17 protein-coding genes and 1 riboswitch are annotated in these 14,682 nt (G+C 63.9%); of the genes, 10 read left to right on the forward strand and 7 right to left on the reverse strand.

Translation table 11 applies throughout. The features are described from left to right. Positions 1–4 precede the first annotated feature (4 nt). Positions 5–112, forward strand: a riboswitch (TPP riboswitch). The 4 genes from AC1ROT_RS21305 (at position 105) to AC1ROT_RS21320 (ending at position 3,215) form a co-directional block, all read left to right on the forward strand. Continuing rightward, positions 105–848 (forward strand): ABC transporter ATP-binding protein, encoded by a 744-nt coding sequence (locus AC1ROT_RS21305; protein WP_493001507.1) that lies wholly within the window; start codon positions 105–107, stop codon positions 846–848. (Overlaps the previous riboswitch by 8 nt.) After that, positions 845–1,627: an ABC transporter permease gene (locus tag AC1ROT_RS21310; RefSeq protein WP_493001509.1), complete on the forward strand. Its 783-nt coding sequence runs from the start codon at positions 845–847 to the stop codon at positions 1,625–1,627. Before AC1ROT_RS21305 ends, AC1ROT_RS21310 begins: the two co-directional genes overlap by 4 nt. 12 nt (positions 1,628–1,639) lie before the next feature. After that, positions 1,640–2,578 (forward strand): ABC transporter substrate-binding protein, encoded by a 939-nt coding sequence (locus tag AC1ROT_RS21315; protein ID WP_493001510.1) that lies wholly within the window; start codon positions 1,640–1,642, stop codon positions 2,576–2,578. An 88-nt stretch (positions 2,579–2,666) separates the two neighbouring features. Continuing rightward, positions 2,667–3,215 (forward strand): PAS domain-containing protein, encoded by a 549-nt coding sequence (locus AC1ROT_RS21320; RefSeq protein ID WP_493001511.1) that lies wholly within the window; start codon positions 2,667–2,669, stop codon positions 3,213–3,215. Between the two features lie 60 nt (positions 3,216–3,275). On the opposite strand, the gene AC1ROT_RS21325 is transcribed toward AC1ROT_RS21320, so the two are convergent. Beyond that, positions 3,276–3,962, reverse strand: a complete 687-nt coding sequence (locus AC1ROT_RS21325; RefSeq protein ID WP_492973089.1) for a cold-shock protein — start codon at positions 3,960–3,962, stop codon at positions 3,276–3,278. 121 nt (positions 3,963–4,083) lie between these two features. Continuing rightward, entirely contained in the window at positions 4,084–4,749 is a 666-nt protein-coding gene (locus AC1ROT_RS21330) for a hypothetical protein (protein WP_493001513.1), read from the reverse strand. A 186-nt stretch (positions 4,750–4,935) separates the two neighbouring features. On the opposite strand from AC1ROT_RS21330, the gene AC1ROT_RS21335 reads away from it, so the two are divergent. The 5 genes from AC1ROT_RS21335 to AC1ROT_RS21355 all read left to right on the forward strand — a co-directional run bounded on the left by AC1ROT_RS21335 (position 4,936) and on the right by AC1ROT_RS21355 (position 10,465). Further along, positions 4,936–5,562 (forward strand): SRPBCC family protein, encoded by a 627-nt coding sequence (locus AC1ROT_RS21335; RefSeq protein WP_493001515.1) that lies wholly within the window; start codon positions 4,936–4,938, stop codon positions 5,560–5,562. A 109-nt stretch (positions 5,563–5,671) separates the two neighbouring features. Further along, a complete protein-coding gene (locus AC1ROT_RS21340) occupies positions 5,672–6,142 on the forward strand; it encodes a (2Fe-2S)-binding protein (RefSeq protein ID WP_493001516.1) in 471 nt (156 codons plus the stop codon). 5 nt (positions 6,143–6,147) lie between these two features. Next, positions 6,148–8,520, forward strand: a complete 2,373-nt coding sequence (locus AC1ROT_RS21345) for a xanthine dehydrogenase family protein molybdopterin-binding subunit (RefSeq protein ID WP_492973094.1) — start codon at positions 6,148–6,150, stop codon at positions 8,518–8,520. Between the two features lie 23 nt (positions 8,521–8,543). After that, a complete protein-coding gene (locus AC1ROT_RS21350) occupies positions 8,544–9,341 on the forward strand; it encodes an FAD binding domain-containing protein (protein WP_493001517.1) in 798 nt (265 codons plus the stop codon). 62 nt (positions 9,342–9,403) lie between these two features. Further along, entirely contained in the window at positions 9,404–10,465 is a 1,062-nt protein-coding gene (locus AC1ROT_RS21355) for an Ldh family oxidoreductase (protein ID WP_492973096.1), read from the forward strand. 15 nt (positions 10,466–10,480) lie between these two features. Here the strand turns inward: AC1ROT_RS21355 and AC1ROT_RS21360 are convergent, their stop codons facing one another. Further along, a complete protein-coding gene (locus tag AC1ROT_RS21360) occupies positions 10,481–11,371 on the reverse strand; it encodes a c-type cytochrome (RefSeq protein WP_493001519.1) in 891 nt (296 codons plus the stop codon). A 3-nt stretch (positions 11,372–11,374) separates the two neighbouring features. Then, entirely contained in the window at positions 11,375–12,277 is a 903-nt protein-coding gene (locus AC1ROT_RS21365; RefSeq protein ID WP_493001521.1) for a VOC family protein, read from the reverse strand. Positions 12,278–12,365: 88 nt separating this feature from the next. On the opposite strand from AC1ROT_RS21365, the gene AC1ROT_RS21370 reads away from it, so the two are divergent. Further along, positions 12,366–13,007: a TetR/AcrR family transcriptional regulator gene (locus AC1ROT_RS21370; RefSeq protein WP_492973100.1), complete on the forward strand. Its 642-nt coding sequence runs from the start codon at positions 12,366–12,368 to the stop codon at positions 13,005–13,007. On the opposite strand, the gene AC1ROT_RS21375 is transcribed toward AC1ROT_RS21370, so the two are convergent. From AC1ROT_RS21375 to nthA, 3 genes are read right to left on the reverse strand one after another with little or no spacing between them, the layout of a single operon-like run. Further along, positions 12,994–13,344 (reverse strand): nitrile hydratase accessory protein, encoded by a 351-nt coding sequence (locus AC1ROT_RS21375; protein WP_493001522.1) that lies wholly within the window; start codon positions 13,342–13,344, stop codon positions 12,994–12,996. The two genes, AC1ROT_RS21370 and AC1ROT_RS21375, sit on opposite strands and share 14 nt — an antisense overlap. Continuing rightward, positions 13,341–14,003: a nitrile hydratase subunit beta gene (gene nthB / locus AC1ROT_RS21380; RefSeq protein WP_493001523.1), complete on the reverse strand. Its 663-nt coding sequence runs from the start codon at positions 14,001–14,003 to the stop codon at positions 13,341–13,343. The genes AC1ROT_RS21375 and nthB overlap by 4 nt, the downstream gene beginning before the upstream one ends. 25 nt (positions 14,004–14,028) lie before the next feature. Beyond that, on the reverse strand, positions 14,029–14,676 hold the full coding sequence (gene nthA / locus AC1ROT_RS21385; protein ID WP_492973103.1) for a nitrile hydratase subunit alpha: 648 nt from the start codon (positions 14,674–14,676) through the stop codon (positions 14,029–14,031). Positions 14,677–14,682: the final 6 nt, after the last annotated feature.

Below are 14,682 nucleotides of genomic sequence, written 5' to 3' on the forward strand. Positions count from 1 at the left end.
GGTCTTGCCTCTGAGGGGGAGCCGATGGGCGGCTGAGAGGTCCGGGTGAGCCGGACGACCCCTCGAACCTGATCCGGTTGATACCGGCGTAGGGATCAGCGGCCGTGACTGTACAGACGCCATCCGTCCATTCTCATCCTGCAGCCCAGCCTGTCCTGCAACTGGCCGGGGAAGGCTTTGCCTATGGCAGCCGAGTGGTGTTGGCGCCCTTCAGCCTGGAGATCGCCGCCGGCGAAACCGTTGCCATCCTGGGGCCCAGCGGCTGTGGCAAAAGCACGCTGCTCAAATTGATCGCCGGCCTGCTGCCCGGCGGCACCGCCATGACGGGCCATGTCGCCTGGATGGCCCAGCAGGACCTGCTGCTGCCCTGGGCAACCCTGCGCGAGAATATGCTGCTGGGCGCCCGCCTGCGCGGCGACGTCGCCGATGAAGCGCGTGCCGACCGCCTGCTGCTGCATCTGGGCCTGGCCGAACGGGCCGCAGCCCTGCCCGCGCAACTGTCCGGCGGCATGCGCCAGCGTGCAGCGCTCGCCCGCACCCTGATGGAAAACCGTCCTCTGGTGCTGATGGACGAGCCTTTCTCTGCACTGGATGCCATCACTCGCACCGCCATGCAGGATCTGGCCTGCCACGAACTGGCCGGGCGTGCCGTTCTGCTGGTCACCCACGACGCCGCCGAAGCCTGCCGCATGGCCGACCGCGTCTACATGATGACCGGCAGTCCCGCGCGCCTGCAGCCCGTGATCGATCTGCCACAGCCCAAGCCTCGCGACCCATTGTCGGCCGACCTGCTGCCGGCGCTGCGAGCCATCCATGCTGCGCTTCAGCAAAATGGGGGCACGGCATGACGGCCTGGCTGCGGCCTCTGATAACCGTGCTGGGTCTGCTGCTGCTGTGGCAGGCCGTGGTCTGGCTGTTCGATCTACCGCCCTACATCCTGCCGCCGCCGCACAAGGTGGCTGTGGCCTTCATGCAGCGCGGTGACGTCCTGCTGGGCGAAGCCGGGATCACCATTATCGAAATGCTGCTCGGCCTGTTGTTCGGCGCATTGCTTGGCGCGGCGACGGCGCTCGGTCTGATGATCTCGCCAGTAGCACGGCGCTGGCTGCTGCCGCTGGTCGTCGCCAGCCAGGCCATTCCCGTCTTCGCCATCGCACCGCTGCTGGTGTTGTGGCTCGGCTATGGCATCGCCTCGAAGATCGTGATGGCGATGCTGATCATCTTCTTCCCGGTATCGGCGGCGCTGTATGACGGCCTGCGCCGCACTGAAGCCGGCTGGCTCGATCTGGCGCGCGTGATGACCGGCGATGCGCCGCGGCACCGCTGGCGTATCCTGCTGCGCATCCGCCTGATGGCGGCATTGCCGGCCTTTGCCAGCGGCCTGAAGATCGCGGCGGCCGTCGCCCCGATCGGTGCCGTGATCGGCGAATGGGTCGGCGCCAGCGCCGGCCTCGGTTTCCTGATGCTGCAGGCCAATGCGCGCGTGCAGACCGATCTGATGTTCGCAGCCCTGATCCTGCTCGCGCTCTGCGCCGTGGCGCTCTATGCCGCCGTCGACCGCCTGACCAGACGCCTGCTGCCTTGGCAGGCCGATACTCACGCCCGATCTGACATTCCGACGTCCTGAAGGAGTAAACCGATGACCCGTCTGTTCACCGCCATCGTCTTTGCCGCAGCATTGCTGCCCGGCATGGCATCTGCCCACGACAAGCTGACCGTGCTGCTCGACTGGTTCGTCAACCCGGATCACGCGCCATTGGTGGTAGCCAAGCATACCGGCATCTTCGATCGTCATGAATTGCTGGTCGACCTGATCGCACCGGCCGATCCGAACGATCCACCAAAGCTGGTGGCAGCCGGCAAGGCCGATGTCGCGATCTCGTATCAGCCGCAGCTGCATGTGCAGGTGGCCGCCGGCCTGCCGCTGCGGCGCATCGGCACCGTGGTGGCGACGCCGCTGAATTCACTGGTGGTGCTGCGCGACGGTCCAATCAAGACGGTCGGCGATCTCAAAGGCAAAAAGATCGGCTATTCGGTCGGCGGCTTCGAGGATGCACTGCTGAAAAGCATGCTGGAGCAATACGGTCTCAAGCTGACCGATGTCACGCTGGTCAATGTGAACTTCGCGCTGTCACCTTCAATCTTTGCCGGCAAGGTTGACGCCACCATCGGCGCCTTCCGCAATTTCGAATTGAACCAGATGGACATTGCCGGCCAGCCAGGCCGCGCCTTCTACCCGGAAGATTACGGCGTGCCGCTCTATGACGAACTGATCCTGGTTGCGCATAAAGACAAATTGAATGACGCACGCCTGAAGCGCCTGCTGGATGCGCTGGAGGAGGCCGTTGCCTATCTGCATAACGAGCCGCAGAAAAGCTGGCAGGCCTTCATCAAGGAAAACAAGACACTCGATGACGAACTGAACCGTCGCGCCTGGACCGCCACCCTGCCCCGCTTTGCCCAGTCGCCGCGCGCCCTGGACGGCCATCGCTACACTCGTTTCGCCGACTACCTCGTCAAGCAGGGGCTCATCCCCAAAGCCCTGCCGGTGGACAGCTATGCCGTGGAGCTGCGCTGATCCGGCTGGCATAGTGTCTCGCCAATGTTTGATGCGCCTCACCGCCTCCTATGCTACTGTCGGTTCTACGGCGAGGGGAGGAAGCAGAATGCAGCATCCGAATTACGCCCAATTGCATTCACGTTTTAGTTGGATGCGAGACTACCTTGATCGGATGGCACCGCCAGGCCTCTTACCGGGACGACAGCATATCGACCCCGTTGCCATGCGCGCCATCCTGCCATTCGTCAATCTTGTCGATGTTGAGCGAACTGAAGATGGCATCTTGCGGTTCCGCTATCGCCTGATGGGCACATTGCAGACAACGGCAGCCGGCCGCGAAATCAGCGGAAAATACCTCGAAGAAGCCGTTGTTCCCGCGTTCGTAGACCGTATTCGCGCCAATATGACTGCGGCTGTGATGCATAGCCAGGCCGTCTATGACCGTTTCCCCATGCCTTATGAAGACCGGGATTTTATCGACAGCGAGCGGGTTTATTTTCCGTTGGCCAGGGATGGGGCAACGGTCGATATGCTGTTGATCCTGAACTTCTATCCCGACGACGAGGCGCAACCGCCGGTCAGCAAAGATACAAAACATCAGCATGATACCGATTACGCATCCGAAAACCGGCCGATACACCACGATACATGCTGAAACGGAAAACGCCGGCGCAGAGGGCTGCGCCGGCGTTTCATGCCCCGGATATCGGGGAAATCAATCCATGCGGATTTCGGCAACCTGCGGCCCCTTGGGGCCCTGGCCGACACGGATGCGGACCGACTGGCCCGGCTGCAATTCGTTGATGCCTTCGCGGCGCAGCACTTCCATATGCACGAAGATGTCCTGGTCGCCTTCGCCGCGCGAGACGAAGCCATAGCCCTTCACGGCATTGAACCACTTCACCTTGGCTTCGAAGAAATCACCCTGGGCAACCACCGAGGGGAAACGCGGGCCGCCACGGTCGGCGCCAAAGCCGCCGCGGTCCTGGCCGAAACCGCCGCGGGGGCCGCGGTCACCGAAGCGATCCCCGCCGCCGAACCGGTCGCCACCACCAAAGCCGCCGCGATCATCGCCGAAGCGGGCCGGACGCGGCGGACGCGCACCACGATCGCCAAAGCCACCGCCGGCCGGAGACGGCGCTGCTGTACTGGTGTCGACCGAGAGCACGCGGACTGCCTGCATACCCTTGGGCCGCTTCGCGACTTCCAAGAGCAGGGTCGAGCCTTCTTCGATGCTTTCGTAACCGGCCTGCCGCAGGCAGGAGAGATGCAGAAATACGTCGCCAGCGTTGCCAGAGTTGTCGTCAGGACTGACGAAACCAAAGCCCTTGACTGCGTTGAACCACTTGACCTTGCCAGAAATCTTGACGATTTCGGCGTCGCCGAAGCCCCCTTGATCCACTCTATTAACCCTTCAATAGCCCCACTACGCCAGAAAGCGTAACACCTTTTACGGGCGCTGCCAAAACGATTCTAACAAGGCTTGCGGAGGGTTAGCCCTCAGACCAAGGTCTGATGAAGGGTCAGATTGTGGGGCCTTCCACACGACGTTTCGGACGCCAGCGGGTGACTGAACGGCCATCGGCCGTGAAGCGAACTTCCTGACTGTCCGGCGGTGCGGCGCGCAGGTGATTGGCCGCTTCCTGCACCGAGGCCGTCCGGCCGCCTGCCGGCGCGGCAGGCCCCTTGACCGGCTGGCCCCGCATGGCCTTGGCCAGCGGATGCTGGGCAGCGCCAAAGGAATGCTCGGCGATCTTGGCCTGAACCGCCTCCTCGAAGGGGGGCAGCTCGACGGGCTGTTCGCGCCGACCTGCCGAAGGCATGGACGGGAGCCGTGTCGCAGCAGCCTTGGCGGCGCTGCGGTGGTTCTCCACCGCGATTTCGCTGCCCGGGCCGTTCTCCTGCGCCTTGCGCCAGGCCGGGTCGCCGACCACCAGCTTGTGCAGTGCAACGGCGGGCAGGATACCGAACCGCTTCCAGAACGCATCCAGGAAGGCTTCCGCGGTTTCGCTCAGTGTGGGCGTCCAGGGATTCTCGATGCCGGCCTGGAAAACCAGTTCCAGCGTCGGCTCCAGGGGGCCGTCATCGCCGACCAGGAAGGTCGCGGGCATCAGCTTGGCGCCTTCGCGAGCAATGGCGTAATGCGCCTGTGCCAGATACAGCAACCAGCGCAGTTTCGGCAGGGACATGGTGATGCGTTCCGATGCCGCCCGTTCAAGCAGCCAGAAACTCACATCGATACCGGAGCGTGTCGCGGGGACCATCCCCTTACCTCGATCAGACCTGAACCTAGTTATGCGCAAGCTAGGCGGCTAAGCTTAACAGGTCGTGAATCGATTTGCCCCAGCATATTCTTGTGATTTTGGAGTCCCGTCATGGAACTGACCGGCGAACAACTGATCCCCGCCCCCCGCCAAACCGTCTGGAATGCCCTTTACGACCCCGAGGTGCTGCGCCAGTGCATCACCGGCTGCGAAACCGTCACAAAAACCTCGGACACGGATTTCGAGGCCAGTGTCCAGGTCAAGGTCGGGCCGGTGAAGGCCCGGTTCAAGGGCAAGGTATCCCTCACCGACCTCGACCCGCCGAATAGTTGCACCATCGTGGGCGAAGCCCAGGGTGGCGTGGCGGCCGGCTTCGGCAAGGGTGGCGCCAAGGTGGAACTGACGGATGCCGAACCCGGCGTCACCCGGCTGACCTACAGCGTGAATGCCCAGATCGGCGGCAAGCTGGCCCAGATCGGCGCACGGCTGGTCGATGGCGTGGCAGCCAAGATGGCTGACGAGTTTTTCACCAAGTTCAATCAGCTTGTCGCCGCGCCCGGTGTTGCTGCAGCATCGGAAACCGCGGCTGCTGCCCCTGCAACACCGCCGACACAGTCGGCACCATCTGTTGCACCGCAACCGGATACCGCAGTAACCGGCGGGATACCGAGCTGGATCTGGATCGGCGGCCTGATCGTCGTCGTATGCGCAGCAACAGCTCTGGTCCTGCGAAGCTGATCACCATCGTTTTTGCAACTTGACGCCACTTGCGCGTTGCGCCCAAAGTTATCCGGGTGAAGCGCGCGATATGCCCCAACACTTCTCCGCGCTCCATGGGAGGAAAAATATGACCATCTCCGTGACGATCACCGTCAACGGCCAGCCGGCAACACGCGATATCGAACCCCGTACATTGCTGGTGCAGTTCCTGCGCGAGCATCTTGAACTGACCGGCACGCATGTCGGCTGCGATACCAGCCAGTGCGGGGCCTGCGTCGTCCATGTCGACGGCAAGAGCGTGAAATCCTGCACCATCCTGGCCGCACAAGCGCAGGGCGCCAAGGTCACCACCATCGAGGGGCTGGCCCAGGACGGCAAACTGCATCCGATGCAGGAAGCCTTCCGTGAAAACCATGCCCTGCAATGCGGTTTCTGCACGCCGGGCATGATTATGAGCGCCGTCGATCTGGTTCAGCGCAATCCGAACCCGAGCGAAGAGACTGTGCGACACGAGCTTGAGGGCAACCTCTGCCGCTGCACGGGCTACCACAACATCGTCAAGGCCGTGATGGCCGGGGCACAGGCAATGCGGGGGTAAGCGTCATGACAAACCAGGGTATTGGTCAGTCCGTCCGTCGTAAGGAAGATTTCCGCTTCATCACGGGTCAGGGACATTACACCGACGATATCAACCGCCCTGGTCAGTTATACGCATCCTTTCTGCGTTCGCCGCACGCCTTCGCGAAAATCAAATCCATCGACACAACCACGGCCAAGAAAATGCCCGGCGTCGTGGCGGTCTATACCGGTCAGGATGTGGCGGCCGACAAGGTCGGCGGCCTGATCTGCGGCTGGACAGTCAAGGACAAGAAAGGCGATCCGCACAAGGCGCCGCGCCACGACATCATTGCCATCGAGCATGTCCGCCATGTCGGCGATCAGGTCGCGGTGGTGATCGCCCGCAGCCAGTCGCAGGCGCGCGACGCGGCCGAGATGATCGAGGTCGACTACGACGTTCTAGCGCCGGTGGTCGATGTGGTCAGCGCACTGAAGCCCGGAGCGCCGCAGGTGCATGGCGATGCGCCCGGCAACCTCTGCTACGACTGGGATTTCGGCGACAAGGCCGCCACCGAGGCTGCTTTCGCCAAGGCCGCCCATGTCACCAAGATCGAACTGCTGAACAACCGCCTGTCGCCCAATCCTATGGAGCCACGCAGCGCCATTGGCGAATACGATGCCGGCACCGACAGCACCACGGTCTACACCACCTCGCAGAATCCGCATGTCATCCGGCTGATCCTCTGTGCCTTCGTGCTTGGCCTGCCTGAGCATAAGGTGCGCGTGATCGCCCCCGATGTGGGGGGCGGCTTCGGTTCGAAAATCTTCAACTATGCCGAAGAAACCGTCTGCGTCTGGGCCGCGCGCAAGCTTAAGAAGCCGGTGAAATGGACCTCGGACCGCACCGAGGCCTTCCTCACCGATGCTCATGGCCGCGATCACGTCACCCATGCCGAACTGGCCATGGACAAGGACGGCAAATTCCTCGGCCTCCGCGTCGCCACCATGGCGAATATGGGCGCGTATCTGTCCACCTTCGCCTCGGCCGTGCCGACCTATCTCTACGCCCTGCTGCTCGCCGGCCAGTACACCACGCCGGCGATCTACGCTGAAGTGAAGGCCGTTTTCACCAACACCACGCCGGTCGATGCCTATCGCGGCGCCGGCCGCCCGGAAGCCACCTATGTGGTCGAGCGCATTGTCGAAGCTGCCGCGCGCGAGCTGAAAATGGATCCGGCCGAACTGCGCCGCCGCAACTTTGTCCCCGACGATGCCTTCCCGTATCAGACGCCGGTCGCCTGCGTGTATGACAGCGGCCAGTATGGCAAGGCGCTGGACAAGGCGCTGCAGATGGCCGATCAGGCCGGTTTCGCCAAACGCAAGGCGGAGTCTGTCAAGCAAGGCAAACTGCGTGGCTTCGGACTCTGCGCCTATATCGAGGCCTGCGGCATTGCGCCGTCGGCCGTGGTCGGCTCCCTTGGCGCCGGTGTCGGCCTTTGGGAGTCGGCTCAGATCCGCTTCAACGCCACCGGCAGCGTCTTCGTCTACACCGGCTCGCACAGTCATGGTCAGGGCCACGAGACCACCTTCGCCCAGATCGTCTCCGACAAGCTCGGCGTACCGATGGAGAGCATCGAGGTCGTACACGGCGACACCGCGCTGGTGCCGATGGGCATGGGCACCTATGGTTCGCGTTCGCTGGCTGTTGGCGGTTCCGCCATCATTCGCGCTGTCGACAAGATCGTGGAGAAAGGCAAGAAGATTGCCGCCCATCTGATGGAAGCGTCCGTCGAGGATGTTGCCTATGACAAGGGCGTCTTCTCGGTGAAGGGCACCGACAAGCAGGTGCCGATGGCGCAGGTGGCCTTCACGGCTTACGTGCCGCACAACTATCCGGCCGATCTGGAACCGGGTCTGGAGGCCAGCGCCTTCTACGATCCGGCCAACTTCACCTTCCCGGCCGGCGTGCATATCGCCGAGGTCGAGATCGACAGTGAGACCGGCGTCACCACCATCGCCAACTGGGTCGCAGTCGATGACTTCGGCAATGTCATCAACCCGATGATCGTCGAGGGTCAGGTCCACGGCGGCATCGCGCAGGGTGTCGGTCAGGCCATGTTGGAAGGCGTGGTCTATGACCCGAAGAGCGGCCAGCTGCTCACGGCCTCCTTCAACGACTACTGCATGCCACGCGCCGACAACCTGCCTTCCTACAAGATCGGCATGATCCAGACCCCCTGCCCGCATAATCCCCTGGGCGTGAAGGGTTGTGGCGAAGCCGGTGCGATTGCCGCGCCGGCAGCGCTGATGAATGCCATCACCGATGCGCTCGGCACCGAGGAGATCACGATGCCGGCAACGCCGCTGAAGGTCTGGCAGGTGATCCAGAGCCGCAAACTGGCCGATGCGGCCGAATAAAGCTTAAAGACGGAGAAGCCCCCATGTATGCGTTCAACTATCACCGCCCGACCTCGCTCGCCGATGCTGCCAAGCTGCTCGGTAGCGCCGACGACGGCAAGTTTCTGGCTGGCGGTCAGACCCTGCTGCCGACGCTGAAAAACCGGCTGGCGCAGCCGTCCGATCTGGTCGATCTGACCGGCATCGCCGAACTGGGTGGTATCAGCGTGTCGGGCAACAGCGTCACCATCGGCGCGACCGTCAAGCATGCCGCTGTGGCCGCCTCGGCCGAGGTGAAGAAAGCCATCCCCGCTTTGTCCGCGCTCGCGGCTGGCATCGGCGATCCGCAGGTGCGCAACATGGGCACCATCGGCGGTTCGCTGGCCAACAACGATCCGGCCGCGGATTACCCCGGCGCCGTGCTCGGCCTCGGTGCCACGATCCATACCAGCAAGCGCAAGATCGCGGCCGACGATTACTTCAAGGGCCTGTTCGAGACCGCGCTCGAGGACGGCGAGATCATCACCAAGGTGGAATTCCCGATCCCGAAACGCGCCGGCTATGTGAAATTCCCCAACCCGGCCTCGCGCTATGTCATGGTCGGTGCTTTCGTCGCAGAGACGGCTGGCGGCATCCGCGTCGCCATCAACGGCGCCGGTCCCTGCGTCTTCCGTCACAAGGAGATGGAAGCGGCGCTGGCAAAATCCTTCAGCGCCGATGCCCTGAAGGGCATCAAGACCGATGCTGGCGCGATGAACAGCGACATCCATGCCTCGGCCGCCTATCGCGCCCATCTGGTCGGCGTGATCGCCAAGCGCGCCGTGCAGGCCGCTCTGGGCTGATCGCCCGTCTTTCCAATCCCGCGGCGCGCCATATCGGCGCGCCGTTTCTTTTTGAGGCAGCCATGACCGACCGCCATTCCGCCGCCGCGCTGACCACCTTCGCCATCACAGTCCTGACGAAGGCTGGCCTGGAAACCGATAAAGCGCAGACCACGGCACAGATTCTGGTCGAGGGCGATCTGATGGGCCACAGCACCCATGGACTGCAGCTGCTCGGGCCGTATCTGGCCGAACTCGAAGCCGGCCGCATGACAAAAAGCGGTGCACCGACCGTGATCGCCGAACGCCCGGCGACGCTGACCTGGGATGGTCGCTATCTGCCCGGCCCCTGGCTGGTTCTGCAGGCCATCAATGCCGCTATCACCAAGGCGAAGACTCATGGCACCGGCACGGTGGTGATCAACCATTCGCACCACATCGCCTGCCTCGCCGCTTATCCGCTGCGCGTGATCGAACAGGGCATGGCGCTGCTCATCGCCAGTTCCGATCCGGCCAGTGGCTCGGTCGCGCCCTTCGGTGCCATCGCCGGACGCTACACGCCCAACCCGATCGCCGGCGGCTGGCCGGTAAACGGCGGCGAGCCGGTGATCTTCGACATCAGCGCCTCGACCACCACAAATGGCATGGTGGCGCGGCTGAACCGCCAGGGCAAAGGCGCGAAGCTCGGCGGACCCTGGCTGGTCGACAACCAGGGCAACGCCACCGACGATCCGGCCAGCTTCACCGCTGATCCGCCCGGCGCCGTGCTGCCGCTCGGCGGCATGGACCTCGGCCACAAGGGCTTCGCGCTCGGCCTGCTGGTCGAGATGCTGACCTCAAGCCTTGCTGGCTCTGGTCGTGCCACCGGTTCCAAGCAGTGGGGCGCCCGTGTCTTCGTCCAGGTGATCGACCCGGCAGCCTTCGGCGGCCTCGACGCCTTCACCACCGAGACCACATGGCTGGCCGAGGCCTGCCGCACGGCGCCAGTCAAACCCGGCAACCCGCCGGTGCGCATGCCGGGCGAGCGCGGGCTGAAACTGCGCCGTCAGCAGCAGGCCGATGGCGTGGCCCTGCATCCCGAGATCATGCCGAGCCTCAAGCCCTGGGCCGAAAAGCTGGGCGTGCCGCTGCCCGCCGCGCTCTGACTATTTGCCGGCCCGTTATTTTCCTTTTGGGGCCAGACTGGCGAGATACGCATACATCGCCGCGATCTCGCCATCGTCGAGTTCCTTCAGGGAGTCGAAGGGCATCACCTTGATCGCCGTGCCGTCCGGCCGCAGGCCGCTGCGGATCATCGCTGCAAACATGGGAGCATCCTTGTAACGCTGCATGGCGCCCCCCTTGACCGGCGTGAGATTCGCCGCGGCCGGCCAGTCTGGCGGACCACCGGGAATCTTGCCGCCGGTCAGGTTCACGCCGTGACAGCCCATGCACATCTGCGCCGCATAGGCACCCTGCGCGATGATCTCTCCGGCCGGCGCCGGCTGCGCCGGCGGCAGGCTGTGGTCGATCTTCTCGGCCGCGTCCCTGACGATACCGACGGCATAGGCAAAACGCACCGGCAGCGGCAGGCGCACGTCGCCCGGCACGCCATCCACCGGCGGCAAGCTGCGGAGATAGGCGATCATGGCGCCCATATCGGCATCGCTCAGACGATTGTAATCCTCGCTGGGCATGATCAGCAGCGGACGACCAGCGGGCCCGACACCGTGACGGATGCTGCGTACCCAGTCGATATCGCCATAGCCTGATGCAATGCCGGCCTTACCCGATGTCAGGTTCGGGCCGCGCACCAGCAACGCACCATCGTCGATAAACACTTTACCGGCACCATCGCGGCCATGGCAGTCGGTGCAACCGCGCGAATCAAATAGATACTTGCCGCGCGTCAGCGCCGTGTCGTCCGCAGGAACCGCCACCGGCGCCACGCTGACGGCAATCACACGATTCATCTTGTGCGCGCTGCCGAACTGGGCGAACAGCCCTGCAGCGACCACGACGCCAGCCAGCACACCGCCGGTCCACAGGGCGATCTTGAAAACCTTGCGCATGGCTCAGGCTGCCTTCCAGCCAAACTTGTCAGCCAGGATATCCAGCGCGCCGCGCAACTGCATGCGCAGGCTCGGCTTGTGGCCCCAGTCGCTGGTCCTAGTCTTGATCTCGACCTGATGGGTGGCCGGATCGATCTCGCGCGTGCCGGCGCCGATCTCGTAGTCGAAACCCGACGGCGTCTGCGCATAGAAAGATACCGTGCCATCCGGATCGGGATGTTGGCCAAGACTCAGGCTGATCGCCACGCCGGCTTCCTGTGCCCGTTCCAGCGCCAGGCCGACGTCCTTCAACTGGTTGGCCTGCAGCATGAAATGCAGCAGCCGCTTGCGGCTCGGAACCGCAATCAGCGCCAGCGAATGATGCCGCCGGTTGGCATGGAGGAAGACGCCATCCACCTTGATCGGACCGATCTTCGTGTCGATCCGTTCGGTGACCCGCAGGCCGAAGGCTTCGGTATAGAAACGCTCCATCTCTTCGGCCCGACGACCGACCGCCAGCACGGCATGGCCGAGGCCGAGATGGCCGGTCTGAAAACCGCCCGGCATCACCGGCGAGGCATAGGCACTACCAGCCTGCGACAGGTCGGCCACGACTTCGTTGGCCAGTCCCATGGGGTCACGAAAGCGGATGCCGGCTGCGAACGTCTCGACCGCCACGCCATGGCCAGCCAGCCGCGTTGCCAGAGTTTCCATATCAGCGGTTGCCCAGCCGAGTGCAACCAGGTCATCGGCAGGCCCCTGCCGCAGCAGCAGCCGATAGGCCGCACCGTCGATGCGCCAGGCCTCGGCACCATCCACCGTGCCGGCCGGCTGGCAGCCCAGCATCTGCGGCAGGAAACTGCGCCAGCGTGCGAGATCGCGCACCTCGAAAACCAGGTAGGCCAGGGTGAGAGCGACAGATGACATGCTTCCCTCGGAACTGAAGTCGTGCAAAACTTTCAATTGAGACAATTCTCAATTTGAGAGTTGCCTCAATTATGAGGGAAGTCTCAGTTTGTCAACACGTAAAAAACCGGCCGCCGTTACATCCAAGCGCGAACGCACCCGCCGCCTGCTGCTTGGCGCGGCGGTAAAAGTCTTTGCCGCCAAGGGGGTAGAGGCCGCCAGCATCCAGGAAATCGCCTCCGTCGCCGGGGTCGCCAACGGCACCTTCTACAACTACTTCCAGACCAAGGAAGAGATCGTCGAAGCCGGCGCCGTGGCGGTTGGTATCGATTACTGCGAGCGAATCGATACCAGCTACGGCCATATCACCGATGCCGCCGAACGCATGGCGATCGGCGGTCGCCACTACATGATGCTGGCGATCGAACAGCCGGAACTGGCCCGCTTCATGATGTCCATCGCCGTGGCCTCGCCGGTCTGGGACACGCAAATCCGGCCTTACGTCTATGCCGACCTGATGCTTGGCATCAAACAGAAGCGCTTCCATGTGGCCAGCAAGGATGCCGCCATGGACCTGATCACCGGCACCAACTATGCCGCGATCAACAGTATCCTGCGCGGCCAGGCGGGCAAATCCCATGTCTCGGCCACCGCCGCCTCCATTCTGCGCGGCCTGGGTGTGGCGCCAAAGGAAGCCGACGAGGTGGCGAAGCGGCCCCTGCCGCCCCTGCCGCCCGCTAAGGAAGACTGATCGGCTGACCATGCGGCGTGGCTTTCGCCGCGCGGTCCCAGGCCTGAGCCTTTTCATGCAGCGCTGCCGGAGTCGCGGCCCCCTTCTCCACCGTCAGGCGCTCCAGCGCATTCAGCCAGTGGCGGTAATAGGTCACGCCGGTATCGGGATCGCCGGCGGCCTGCGCGCGACGGATTTCTTCGGTCAGCACCGCCGCCCATTCCGGCCAGGTGAACAGGCCCTTCTGGTGCAGCGCCACCGCCATGGCGAAGGCCTGTGCCTCCCAGGGCGCGCGGAAGACCGGTGCGGCGTTATCGTCGCAGGGCAGATCGGGCAACAGCTCCGCCAGGCTGCTCATGCCGGCTCCAGATAACTGTCCCAGGCATCGACAGAGACCGAATGATGCGGGTCGCCGTCCGGCCCCCAGAGTTCGGTGGCGGCGAAGCGCACGGTGTAGAGCCATTGCGGCTGCTCGCCCTCACCCTTCGCATTGCTGTCGGGGAAGACATGCACGCCATGCAGCAGCTCCACCGTGCCGACATGGCCGCGCACATAGCGCGGCAGACGCGTGTGACCCGAAGGATGCATGTTCACGGCCCGCACGCGGTCGCCGACACTGAACCGCGCCGGCTGATCGCTCGGCCGCTCGGTCGGGCCGCCCTTGGCGAGCACCATCGGCACAACATCGGCGGTCAGGATTCGTGGCAGTTGCTTCGGCGGTGCCAGCACGCGGCCGGCCTCGATTTCCTCGGCCGAGAGCATGCCACGCTCGATCATCAGCTTTTCGATGCCGGCCAGCCAGATCTCGTAATAGCTCTTCGCCAGATACTGCGGTGGCGGTAGACTCTCGCGCGCCGACCGCGACATGTCGATATTCCACTGTCCCGTGGCCCCAACCGCCAGAGTCAGCGCCAGCACGCGCTTCTCCCATGCGGCATGGAATTTCGGCTCGTCTTCACCTTCATGGCGCACCGGACCGAAGCCCATGACGCCGCCCATGTCCGCCGCGCCGTTCACGGCGCATATCCTTTGCTTGGACCGTTCATGATGCTGCCTTTGCCAGGCCGGTGCCGATCATGCTGTCGCGCGTCACCAGCGCGGCAAGCTGCTGCTCGTTCCAGCCTTCGGTGCCCTGCGGCCGTTCGGGCAGCACGAGGTAGCGCACCTCCGCCGTGGAGTCCCAGACCTTGATCTGCTTCGTCTCGGGCAGGGTGACGCCGAAATCCTTCAGCACACCGCGCGGATCGATCACCGCACGCGAGCGATAGGGCGCGGATTTGTACCAGACCGGCGGCAGGCCCAGCACCGGCCACGGATAGCAGGAGCAGAGCGTGCAGACGACCATGTTATGGGTCGTCGCCGTATTCTCGACCGCCACCATATGCTCGCCCTGGCGGCCGATATAGCCGAGCGACTGAATCGCCGCCGATGCATCCTTCAGCAGCCAGTCGCGATAGGCCGGATCGCTCCAGGCCTTCGCCACCACATGGGCGCCATTATGGGGGCCGACCTTGGTTTCATAGGTCTCGATCAGCAGATCCAGCGCGGCCGGATCGACATAGCCCTTCTCGACCAGCACGCTTTCCAGCGCACGGACGCGCAGCTCCACATCGCTGAGCACGGTGCCGTGCTCATGGTCGTGGTCGTGATCATGATCGTGGTGATGATGGTGGTCGTGATCCTGTGCCATGGCGCA

The organism is Ferrovibrio sp. GW821-FHT12E11 (genome assembly GCF_058806975.1).

Bases quoted from the DNA above. Each gene is read 5' to 3' on its own strand.
- AC1ROT_RS21335 (WP_493001515.1), top strand. From the start codon at position 4,936: ATGGAACTGACCGGCGAACAACTGATCCCCGCCCCCCGCCAAACCGTC.
- AC1ROT_RS21375 (WP_493001522.1), bottom strand. From the start codon at position 13,344: ATGAGCAGCCTGGCGGAGCTGTTGCCCGATCTGCCCTGCGACGATAAC.
- nthA (WP_492973103.1), bottom strand. From the start codon at position 14,676: ATGGCACAGGATCACGACCACCATCATCACCACGATCATGATCACGAC.
- AC1ROT_RS21320 (WP_493001511.1), top strand. From the start codon at position 2,667: ATGCAGCATCCGAATTACGCCCAATTGCATTCACGTTTTAGTTGGATG.
- AC1ROT_RS21340 (WP_493001516.1), top strand. From the start codon at position 5,672: ATGACCATCTCCGTGACGATCACCGTCAACGGCCAGCCGGCAACACGC.
- AC1ROT_RS21315 (WP_493001510.1), top strand. From the start codon at position 1,640: ATGACCCGTCTGTTCACCGCCATCGTCTTTGCCGCAGCATTGCTGCCC.
- AC1ROT_RS21310 (WP_493001509.1), top strand. From the start codon at position 845: ATGACGGCCTGGCTGCGGCCTCTGATAACCGTGCTGGGTCTGCTGCTG.
- AC1ROT_RS21360 (WP_493001519.1), bottom strand. From the start codon at position 11,371: ATGCGCAAGGTTTTCAAGATCGCCCTGTGGACCGGCGGTGTGCTGGCT.
- AC1ROT_RS21355 (WP_492973096.1), top strand. From the start codon at position 9,404: ATGACCGACCGCCATTCCGCCGCCGCGCTGACCACCTTCGCCATCACA.
- AC1ROT_RS21365 (WP_493001521.1), bottom strand. From the start codon at position 12,277: ATGTCATCTGTCGCTCTCACCCTGGCCTACCTGGTTTTCGAGGTGCGC.
- AC1ROT_RS21345 (WP_492973094.1), top strand. From the start codon at position 6,148: ATGACAAACCAGGGTATTGGTCAGTCCGTCCGTCGTAAGGAAGATTTC.
- AC1ROT_RS21330 (WP_493001513.1), bottom strand. From the start codon at position 4,749: ATGTCCCTGCCGAAACTGCGCTGGTTGCTGTATCTGGCACAGGCGCAT.
- AC1ROT_RS21350 (WP_493001517.1), top strand. From the start codon at position 8,544: ATGTATGCGTTCAACTATCACCGCCCGACCTCGCTCGCCGATGCTGCC.